Source organism: Flagellimonas flava (assembly GCF_050617915.1).
GTDB classification, from domain to species: Bacteria; Bacteroidota; Bacteroidia; order Flavobacteriales; family Flavobacteriaceae; genus Flagellimonas; species Flagellimonas flava_A.
The window spans coordinates 1-270 of record NZ_JBODQE010000062.1 but is presented as its reverse complement, the minus strand read 5'-3'; the positions used below and the strand labels follow the sequence as shown (position 1 = coordinate 270).

The 270-nt window shown below is 43.0% G+C and carries 1 protein-coding gene; it reads right to left on the bottom strand.

Translation table 11 applies throughout. The features are described 5' to 3' along the window. Positions 1-25: 25 nt before the first annotated feature. Positions 26-270, bottom strand: a 245-nt coding sequence (locus ACRHOZ_RS20985) for a hypothetical protein (RefSeq protein ID WP_431130230.1), incomplete at its 5' end; no start/stop codon positions are given.

Genomic DNA, 270 nt, shown 5'->3' with positions numbered 1-270 from the left:
TATCATCGTATCCCCTATAAATCAGCTATTCCTCATTGGGGTCTATAAAGGGATCTCCTTTGTCCCTACCTTGATTGATGATATCAGGTAATGTCTCTATCCTGTATGTGGAGTCCGAAGGTGTTGCTTTATAGATGTCCCCCTTGCACCAGATATTAAAATAGATGGCACCTGAATGGGTCAAGGAACTATAGTATTCATTATCATGTTCCCCGCTCAAAACTACTCTTACGGGACTTCCCCAGTCTTTACCTTCCCGTTCCACATACC